Source organism: Mesorhizobium sp. ORS 3428 (genome assembly GCF_001854785.1).
In the GTDB taxonomy this organism is placed as follows: Bacteria; Pseudomonadota; Alphaproteobacteria; order Rhizobiales; family Rhizobiaceae; genus Mesorhizobium.
Genome location: NZ_MDFL01000025.1, coordinates 1 through 8,896, shown reverse-complemented (window position 1 = coordinate 8,896; position 8,896 = coordinate 1). Strand labels below are relative to the sequence as shown.

The 8,896-nt window shown below is 64.9% G+C and carries 10 protein-coding genes and 1 pseudogene; 6 read left to right on the top strand and 5 right to left on the bottom strand.

Annotated elements, in window-relative coordinates:
- Both ORS3428_RS34295 and ORS3428_RS05205 read left to right on the top strand, forming a co-directional pair.
- Positions 1-119, top strand: a pseudogene (locus ORS3428_RS34295) (PadR family transcriptional regulator); the annotation flags it as partial.
- A gap of 210 nt (positions 120-329) precedes the next feature.
- Entirely contained in the window at positions 330-623 is a 294-nt protein-coding gene (locus ORS3428_RS05205; protein WP_071095228.1) for an HlyU family transcriptional regulator, read from the top strand.
- A gap of 83 nt (positions 624-706) precedes the next feature.
- Here the strand turns inward: ORS3428_RS05205 and ORS3428_RS05200 are convergent, their stop codons facing one another.
- A complete protein-coding gene (locus ORS3428_RS05200; RefSeq protein ID WP_071095226.1) occupies positions 707-1,345 on the bottom strand; it encodes an FMN-dependent NADH-azoreductase in 639 nt (212 codons plus the stop codon).
- Between the two features lie 109 nt (positions 1,346-1,454).
- Between ORS3428_RS05200 and ORS3428_RS05195 the strand changes: the two genes are divergently transcribed.
- Positions 1,455-2,402, top strand: coding sequence for a LysR family transcriptional regulator (locus ORS3428_RS05195; protein ID WP_071095236.1), 948 nt, complete (start codon positions 1,455-1,457; stop codon positions 2,400-2,402).
- Between the two features lie 122 nt (positions 2,403-2,524).
- Here the strand turns inward: ORS3428_RS05195 and ORS3428_RS05190 are convergent, their stop codons facing one another.
- Complete coding sequence (locus ORS3428_RS05190; protein WP_071095234.1) at positions 2,525-3,472, bottom strand: S1C family serine protease; 948 nt, start codon at positions 3,470-3,472, stop codon at positions 2,525-2,527.
- Positions 3,473-3,695: 223 nt separating this feature from the next.
- Here ORS3428_RS05190 and ORS3428_RS05185 point away from each other — a divergent pair, with 223 nt between their 5' ends.
- Positions 3,696-4,571 carry a S1C family serine protease gene (locus ORS3428_RS05185; protein ID WP_071095232.1) on the top strand — a complete coding sequence of 292 codons (876 nt, stop codon included), beginning with the start codon at positions 3,696-3,698 and terminating at the stop codon, positions 4,569-4,571.
- Between the two features lie 8 nt (positions 4,572-4,579).
- Positions 4,580-5,221 (top strand): helix-turn-helix transcriptional regulator, encoded by a 642-nt coding sequence (locus ORS3428_RS05180; RefSeq protein WP_071095224.1) that lies wholly within the window; start codon positions 4,580-4,582, stop codon positions 5,219-5,221.
- Between the two features lie 9 nt (positions 5,222-5,230).
- Here ORS3428_RS05180 and ORS3428_RS05175 read toward each other — a convergent pair whose 3' ends face one another.
- A complete protein-coding gene (locus ORS3428_RS05175) occupies positions 5,231-5,620 on the bottom strand; it encodes a type II toxin-antitoxin system VapC family toxin (RefSeq protein ID WP_071095223.1) in 390 nt (129 codons plus the stop codon).
- The gene (locus ORS3428_RS05170) at positions 5,617-5,880 is read right to left on the bottom strand and encodes a type II toxin-antitoxin system VapB family antitoxin (RefSeq protein WP_071095221.1); all 264 of its coding nucleotides are present in this window, start codon (positions 5,878-5,880) and stop codon (positions 5,617-5,619) included. Before ORS3428_RS05170 ends, ORS3428_RS05175 begins: the two co-directional genes overlap by 4 nt.
- A 168-nt stretch (positions 5,881-6,048) precedes the next feature.
- Between ORS3428_RS05170 and ORS3428_RS05165 the strand changes: the two genes are divergently transcribed.
- Positions 6,049-6,915 (top strand): SDR family oxidoreductase, encoded by an 867-nt coding sequence (locus tag ORS3428_RS05165; protein WP_071095218.1) that lies wholly within the window; start codon positions 6,049-6,051, stop codon positions 6,913-6,915.
- A gap of 377 nt (positions 6,916-7,292) precedes the next feature.
- Here the strand turns inward: ORS3428_RS05165 and ORS3428_RS05160 are convergent.
- Positions 7,293-8,896 (bottom strand): OmpA family protein (locus tag ORS3428_RS05160; protein WP_244507858.1); only part of this gene is annotated, 1,604 nt, incomplete at its 5' end.

Sequence of the window (8,896 nt, the reverse complement as noted above, 5' to 3'; positions counted from 1 at the left end):
GCCACCGGCTGCGCGCCGCGCTCAGCGACATCGTCGATGCGCCGGAAGACAAGCAGGCGGAGGCGATCAGCATCCTGGAAGACGCTGCCGCAGCACTCGAGGCTTTGTCGCGCCGCTGAGCCGCGGCCGGCTCCGAAGGCGCCATTGCCGGTGCAATCATTGATCGCTAAAGCGGGACGACCTTTCCTCGAAAAGTCGTCCCGCTTTATCTTTTTGTTTGAGCATGATCTTCCTCGAAAACCGCTGCACACTTTCGGGATCATGCTGTAGTGAAAATCGTGCTGCAGCGCGCTATGTGATGCAGGACGATTGCCGTTGGAGGATGCGCCATGTCTTTTCTGAAACGTCTTTTTGGCGGCGGTGGCGGTGAGGCAGGCGACTCCGCGTCGGCGAAGCCGGCAAAGCAGGTCGAGCATAAGGGATTTCTGATCAGCGCCACGCCCTACAAGGCGGACGGCCAGTACCAGACCTGCGGCGTCGTTTCCAAGGAAGTGGACGGCGCGGTGAAGGAGCACCGCTTCATCCGCGCCGACCGTTTCGCCGGGCTGGACGATGCCGTCGACATCTCGATCAAGAAGGRCATCCAGCTGGTCGACGAGCAGGGCGAGAGACTGTTCGGCTGAAGGTCAGCCAGCTTTTTGGAAGTATTCCTAGCTAGCATAAAAAGGCAGGCGCCGACCGGCGCCTGCCTTTTCCGTCTTGGGGGCTATGYAGCGATCGCGGCCTGGTCGGCACTGGCGGCGGCGATCGCGTCGACCTTGGCGGTCGCCTTGGCGAGGGCTGCGGTGACTGCGTCGTCGCCCATGGCGACGCCTTCGACACGGATGACCTCGACATCGGTCATGCCCATGAAGCCGAGCATGCTGCGCAGATAGGGGATGGCGTGATCCATCTGCACTGCGGCGCCTTCCGAATAGATGCCGCCGGAAGCGAGCACGATGTAGACCTTCTTGCCGGTGACGAGACCCTTCGGGCCGTTCGCGCCGTAAGCGAAGGTCCTGCCGGAGCGGGCGACGTGGTCGATCCACGACTTCAGCGTCGAGGAGATGTTGAAGTTGATGAAGCCGGTGGCCAGGATGATCGTGTCGGCCGCAAACAACTCTTCGAGCGCGGCGTCGGACACGCCGACCACCTCGGCCTGGCGCTGGCTGCGCGCCTCCACGGGCGTGTAGATGCCGGTCGCATAGTCGGGGTCGATATGCGGCAGCGGATTGGCGACGAGGTCGCGCACGACGAGCTTGGCCGACGGGTCGGCGGCAAGCAGCTTTTGGGCGAGATCGTTGGCGACGCGGGTCGAATGCGAAGCAGCGCCGCGCGGGCTGGAGGTAACGAGCAGAATAGACATGGCGGTGTCCCTTGGGTTGGTTTGAACTTTCGCCGCCAATATGGGATTGCCGCTCTATCTGGAAAACTGGTATAATTTGCATGTAATCTATCTGGAATTTGGATTGATCATGCAACCAAACCCGACGCTCGACCAGCTTCAGATTCTGGTGGCAGTGGCCGATACGGGCAGCTTTTCGGCCGCGGGCCGCAAGCTCAACCGGGCGCAGTCGGTGATCAGCTACGGCATTGCCAATCTCGAGGCGCAGCTCGGCCTGAAGCTGTTCGAGCGCGAAGGCGTGCGCGAGCCGCAACTGACCGATGTCGGCAAGGCGATGCTGGAGGATGCAAGGCGCATGCTCGGCGTCCTGCAGCGCATCCGCTCGCGCGCCGACGRCTACCGGCAAGGACTGGAGGCGGAAGTGGTGATTTCGGTCGACGTGACGCTGCCTTCGCCGGCGCTCGTGCGGGTGCTGAAGGCCTTCGAGGCGCAGTTTCCGGCGGTGATGCTGCGCCTCCAGATCGGCTCGCTCGGCCTGATCGTCGATCATGTGGTCGGCGGCCAGGTGGATCTTGGGTTCGGCGGTCTGATAGGCGAGGCCGATGTCAATCTGCTGCGCATCGGCTTCACCTCGCTGGTGCCGGCGGCGGCCCCCGACCATCCGCTGGCGAAACTGCCGGGCCCTATCGCCGTCGAGGATTTGCGCGAGCATATCCAGCTTGTCGTCTCCGACCAGTCGGAGCGGACGCGCGGACGCGACTATGGCGTCTTTGCCTATCGCACCTGGCGGCTGACCGACGTGCGCACCAAGCACGCGCTGATGCTTGAGGGGCTTGGCTGGGGCGGGCTGCCGCGCTGGCTGATTGCCGACGATCTCGCCAACGGCCGGCTGGTTGCGCTCGATCTGGAACCCTACCGCGAGGTGCGTTCGCCGCTCTATGCGATGCACCGCACCGACCGTAGTCCAAAGCCTGCGGCTTCCTGGCTGATCGATGAATTCAAGCGACAACTCGGCTGTTTCCACGAGATGGAGCCGGGCGAGTGGACGGAAGAGGAGCCGGAGACAAGCGGTCTATGAGCCGCCATTGGTCCGGCGCGCGAGTCCTCGCCTGCGCTTGCTTCGAGGCAAGAGCTGTCCGGCCGAAGGCGGCGGCCTGCAGGCAGGCACCGCCCGAGCTGATCGTCAGGCCATGATAGAAATCAGCTCCGCGCCACCGGCGTCACCACCACCTGGCTCACCCCGGAGCGGCGCACGACGGTGCAGAGCGTCTCACGGCCGATGCGTTCGGCATCGAGCAAGCGCACGAGATCGTCGACGCCGGTGACCGGGCGACCGTCGATGGCGGCGATGATGTCGCCTTCCTTCAGGCCGGCCTTGGCGGCGGGGCCGTTCTTCTCGACGCCGCGCAGACGGACAGCCGTGCTGGTCGAAACCTGCGAGAGCAGCGCAGCCCGGCGCGGCAGGTTGGTGGTGTCGGCCGAAACGCCGATGAAGGCGCGGCGCACGCGACCGAAGCGGATGATTTCGGAGATGACGAAATTGGCGGTGTTGGAGGCGACCGCGAAGGCGATGCCTTGCGCGCCGTGGATCATGGYGGTGTTGACGCCGATTACCTCACCGGCCGAAGACACCAGCGGCCCGCCGGAATTGCCCGGGTTGAGCGCGGCGTCCGTCTGGATGACGTCGTCGATCAGCCGCCCGGTCGAGGCGCGCATCGAACGGCCGAGCGCGGAGACGACGCCGGCGGTGACGGTCCATTCGAAGCCGAGCGGATTGCCGATGGCGATCGCGATCTGGCCGCGCCTGAGGCGCTTTGAATCGCCGAGCGGCGCTACATCGGCGAAGCTGCCGTCGGCTCGCACCAGCGCGATGTCGGTGTCGGGATCGCGGCCAAGCACGCGGCCCTCGCGCGCGGCACCGTCCGGCATCGTCACGCGCACGCCGCGCGCGTCGCCGACGACATGGAAATTGGTGACGACGAGCCCGTCCTGCGCGATCACGAAGCCCGAGCCATGGCCGCCGGCGGCGCCGATGCGCTCGATGCGGCAGACGGCGGGGCCGATGCGATCGACCGCATCGGCGACCGTCGCCGAATAGGCGTCGAGCAGGACGTCATCGGGTTGCAGTTTTTCGGCGGCAAAGGCCATGGCGGGCTCCATGTGATCTGGCGCAGTGATGCTTTTCTTTTGCGCGTGTCGTTTCCCCCAAAATCGCGCGGCACTTTCGGGCGACACGCACTATATGTGCGGAGCGGCCGCGATTGCCGCGACCTGACCACATGGCCAGTCCGGCTGCAGACTAGCCGTCAGGCGAGTACCCGCACATGCCGTCGAGCGATATCTGGGTCACAGAACCCAGGAGATGAATGATATGAGCGACTTCAACCTCAGTGCTTTTTCCGACGCCATCGCCGATATCGCGGCAGCCGCCGCGCCGGCCGTGGCGAGCTTCGCCACGCACCACCATCGCACCGCGAGTGCCTTCCACTGGCGGGACGGCTACTTCGTCGCCGCCGAGGAGGCAGTCGAAGCCKGCGAGGAGATCGAGTTGACGCTGGCCTCCGGGCAAACCTTCAAGGCCGCGTGCGTCGGCCGCGATCCCTCGACTGGCGTCGCCCTTCTGAAGCCCGCTTCCGCTCCGGCCGGTCTGCCGCAACTGGCCCAGGCCGCTGCCGTACGCCCGGGCCATGTCGCGATCGCCGTCGGCAACGGCGAAGGCACAGCACTTGCCGTGTTCGGCACGGTCGGCGAGGTCGGGCCCGCCTGGCGCTCGATGCGCGGCGGCACCATCGACCGGCGCATCAATCTTGCCATCAACACCGGCGGCCGCTTCGAGGGCGGTCCGGTGCTCGATGCCAAAGGCGGCCTGATCGGCATGCTTTTGTTCGGGCCGCGCAGGCGGGTGCTGGTGATGCCTTACGAGACGATCGAGCGCGCAGTGGCGACGCTGCGTGAGAAGGGCCATGTCGCGCGCGGCTATCTCGGCGCCGGGCTGCATCCGATCCGCAGCGGCGACACGCAGGGCGCCATGGTCATGAGCCTTGACGACAGCGGCCCGGCAAAGGCCGCCGGCCTGCATGTCGGCGACATCATCGTCGCCTGGAACGGCGAGACGGTGCACGGGCCGCGCGAGCTGATCCGCAAGCTCGGGCCGGACAGCGCCGGCACGGCGGTAACGCTCAGTGTCTTGAGCGGCGGCGCGCGGCGCGACATCTCGATCACCATCGGCGAGAAGCCGCTTAGCTGAGAGGGCGGATGGCTGAGAGCGCGGCACGAACAATCGCGAGACCGGAGCCGGCAAGTCACCGGCTGACGGTGCTGATCGCGCTCGGCGACGCGGCGCGCGCCGAGCAACTGGCCGATGCGCTTGCGGCGGGCGACGATCTGCTGCCTGCGCTCGCTGGAAGCGGCACAAACCAAACGGCGGACGTCGCTCTGATCGATGAAGCGGGTTTGGAAGGCAGGGCCGTCGGGTCGACCGTGCCCACCGTTCTGCTTTCCCGGCGCGCCGGCCGTGAGCGACTGGCTGCCAACGTGCTTGCCGTGCTGCCTGCCTCGGCCGACGRCCCGCTGATTGCCGCTGCTTTGCGGCTGGCGGCGTCCGGCTATCGCATCAGCAAAGCCGGGTCGGCAGAGATCGCCGCTCACGGCGATTTCCACGAATTGTCCGAGGACGAGACCCCCGACGACCAGCCTCGCGGGGCGCTGTCGCCGCGCGAGGCTGAAGTGCTGGCGCTGCTCGCGGAAGGCGCACCCAACAAGGTGATCGCCCGGCGGCTCAACATTTCCGTGCACACGGCGAAGTTCCACGTCGCCGCGATCCTGATCAAGCTCGGCGCGGCGAACCGCACCGATGCGATCGCCATAGCCATGCGGCAGGGGTTGGTTCTGGTTTGACGCGCCCTGTCAAATAGCCGGATCGATATCAGTCAGCCGGAAATCGTCGCCTTTGAACAAAAGCGGCATCGCTTCGAGCCGTGCCGTGGCATATGAGATGCAGTCGCCAAAGTTCAGCGCGGCCGGGTGTCGGCCTTTGCCGTAGCGCAGGAAGGCCTGGCGCGCAACGGCGGCGTGATCAGCGGTGAATGCCGTCGTCTCGWTCGAGGCAGTGCGCAGGAAGGCATCGAACTGCTCCAGGATTTCGTCCTGCCAACCGCCAGCAAGYACCATGCCCGTCTCAAGGAGGGTGGGCGCAGCGATCAACCGTCTTCTGGCATCCGCGATCGCCCGAACGAAACGGTCATGGCCCGGCTCCGCACGCAGAATTGCGACCAAGGCCGAGGAATCAATGATCACCGTGTCGGGACTCCAAGCTCGTCGTAGCCGAGGATGTCGTTCTCTGTCATCGCATTTTCGCGACCCGGTATCTGACCGGCACGGTCGGAAATCGCCATGAGGCGCCGAAACAGATCGTCGTCGTCCCTCGGCACCAGCCGCTCGCGTGCAACTTCGTGCTCCAGCGACTGGCGGATCGCTTCGGTCACAGAGACGCGCCGGCGGCGGGCAAGCTCCCGCGCCAGTTGCTCGACCTTGGTATTCTTGATCGATAGCGCCATTCTAAATTCTACCTTTCTGTATAGAATATATACAAGATTCCCACTCTTCAAATGGATTTCGCGAGATCGCCGCCCTGCCTCCGTTGCGTCACCTTCTGGCGGAGGAACGGGCCCTTGTGTTCGCCGTCGGCGCGGGCAAGGATCGCTCACAAAAGAACCGGAGGAAGCATGTCGCTCCAGCGAAAGACGCTGTTCATCTCGGGCGGATCGCGCGGCATTGGGCTCGCGATCGCGCTGCGCGCGGCGCGCGACGGCGCCAATGTGACGATCGCGGCCAAGACCGCCGAGCCGCATCCGAAGCTGCCGGGGACGATCTACTCCGCGGCCGAGGAGATCGAAAAGGCCGGCGGCAAGGCGCTGCCGGTAGTCTGTGACATCCGCGAGGAGGGACAGGTCGCCGATGCCGTGGCCAAGACCGTCGAGCGCTTCGGTGGCATCGACATCTGCGTCAACAACGCCAGCGCCATCCAACTTACCGGCACGCTGGAGACCGACATGAAGCGCTACGACCTGATGCACCAGATCAACACGCGCGGCACCTTCCTGGTCTCCAAAATGTGCATTCCGCACCTGAGGTTGGCGAAGAACCCTCACATCTTGAATCTGGCGCCGCCGCTCGACATGAAGGCCAAATGGTTCAAGAACCACGTCGCCTACACCATGGCGAAGTTCGRCATGTCGATGTGCACGTTGGGCATGAGCGCCGAGTTCGCTGAAGCCGGCATCGCCGTCAATTCGCTGTGGCCGATCTCGACCATCGACACCGCCGCCGTGCGCAATCTCTTGGGCGGCGCGACGGTGGCGGCRATGAGCCGCTCGCCCGACATCATGGCCGATGCGGCGTATGCGATCTTCCTGCGCCCGGCGCGCGAGGCGACAGGCAATTTCTACATCGACGAGGAAGTACTGCGGGCCGAGGGTGTAACGGATTTTTCCATCTATGCGCCCGGCGCCAAGGGGCCGCTCGCCGGCGACTTCTTCGTGCCGGACGAGGTGTTCTCCAGAACCGAAACCGATATCAGGACCATCTACTGAGGCCGGTGCGGACGCCGCTTCCTGGATGGCGGGTTGGCTTATCTAGACAAAAGACCCCGCCGGAGAGGGGCACCGGCGGGGCTCATGTGTCCCGCTGGAGTCGGGACAGGGCAGGGAACGCCCTGAGCAGAATCTGGGTACAGCAATGCGGCGATTCAATGAGCGCGGCGTGGCAAGCGGGCGATTCTTCTTGACTTTTCAAGGATAGGGCCCCGCCGGGCCCCTGTCTTCTCGCCCTGATTCCGAAAATCGGGCCAGGATTTTGAAATCAAACGCCAAAGCGCGTCGCGCGGAAACGGAGTCAGGCGACGCGCTTCAGGTCTTTGCTTATGCATGTCGCCCAAAGCCGCTGCGCAGTTTTGGGCGACATGTATTGATCATTGCTCGTTGCTTGCCACCGGAGCCACCAGCGAGGTGATGCGGCGGATGGCGACACGGCGGTTCTCACGGTTCGGGCCAGGCGTATTGACCTTGAGATACTGCTCGCCATAGCCCTGTGTCGTGAGGTTCTCGGCCGGGATGCCGAATGAGTTGGTCAACGCCTCGGCGACGGCCTCGGCACGCCGGTCCGACAGTGCGAGGTTTGCCTCAGGCGTGCCGACGGCGTCGGTATGGCCCTCGATCAGGAAAGTTTCCGCCGGATTCTTCTTCAGAATTTTCTCCATGGCGGTGGCTACGCCTTCGAGCTTCTGGACTTCGGTGTCGGAGATCGTGGCCGAGCCGAAATCGAAGTTCAGCGTGTCAAGGTCGATACGACGGGCGATATCGCGGATGCGGGCCGAGCGCTTGACCTCGTCGATCGAGTAGAGGCGCTGCACCCTCTCGACCGGCGGCTGCTCGAGGAAAGTGTAATAGTCGTCCGGACTCTGCACTTCCTCGGAGTCGAGGATGTATTCCCGCTGCGGAATGTCGAGTTGCAGCGGTGGCAGGTCGTCGCCCGGATCGCGCCAGTCGTCGACATCGTTGTAGTAACGCTCGTCGACATAGCTCAGCACATATTCTTGGCCATCCGGCGTGATGCGCGACCGCCTGATGACGTCGCCATTGCGGTTGCGGATGGTCACGATCTGGATGCCGTTGTCGCGCTCGACGATTTCGCGGGTGCGGCCGCCCGAAAGATCCTCGTAGTAGACGTCCCTCGCGCCGCGGGTGATGCGGGGAGCCTCATTGCTTTCCACGATGATCTGGTTGTTGAACTGGACGATCGTGCGGTCGCCGAACTGCCTCAGCACGTCTGCGCCCTGAGGCCGGCGGCGCTCGCGCACGACCTCCTGGGGCGTGAGTTCGACGCGCTTGCCTTTTTCCTCGGTAACAGGAGCGATCTTTTCAGGCTTGATCTCCTGCTGGGCCGTCTTGTCGTCGCTGGGCGGCGGACCTTGATTGACCGAAGCCGGCTTCCGGGCTTGCTGCTGGCCAGCTTGCTGTCCGGCCTGGTTTCCGCCTTGCTCGGTGCCGGCTTGGCCATTTTCCACTTGGCCGTTCTCGTTTTGCCCGGCCGGCTGGCGGCCCTTGTGCCGACGCGCGGCATCCTTCTGGYTGTCGAGGAGAGGCGCCTCGTTCGGCTTGGCGGGCGCTTCGCCCTGCGCGGCATTTCCGCCGGTCGCGGGCTGATTGTTGTTTGCCGGCTGTTCGCCCGTGGCAGGCTGCTGCTGTCCCGTTGCGGGCTGCTCCGTCAGCGGTTTCTTAGCTTGCTTCTTGTTCTGGTTCGAAGGCTGTTCCTCTTGAGCCGGCGCCTGCTCGGTGCCAGCCGGTGCCTGTTCGGTCCCTGGAGCCGGCAACGGCTTGAGCTTGCGAGAGCCCTGGCCTGCGGGGGCCAGTTCGGCAGGGGTCTGGCCCTGCTCGGCAGGTTGCTGGCCCTGCTTCCGCTTCTTCCCGGGCTGGTTGTCATTTGCTGGCTGTTGCTCTGACGGCTGCTCCGCAGGCGCGGCTTCCTGCTGCTGGTTGAGCTTCTTTTTGCGCGGTTGCTGCTGCTCGGGGGCGG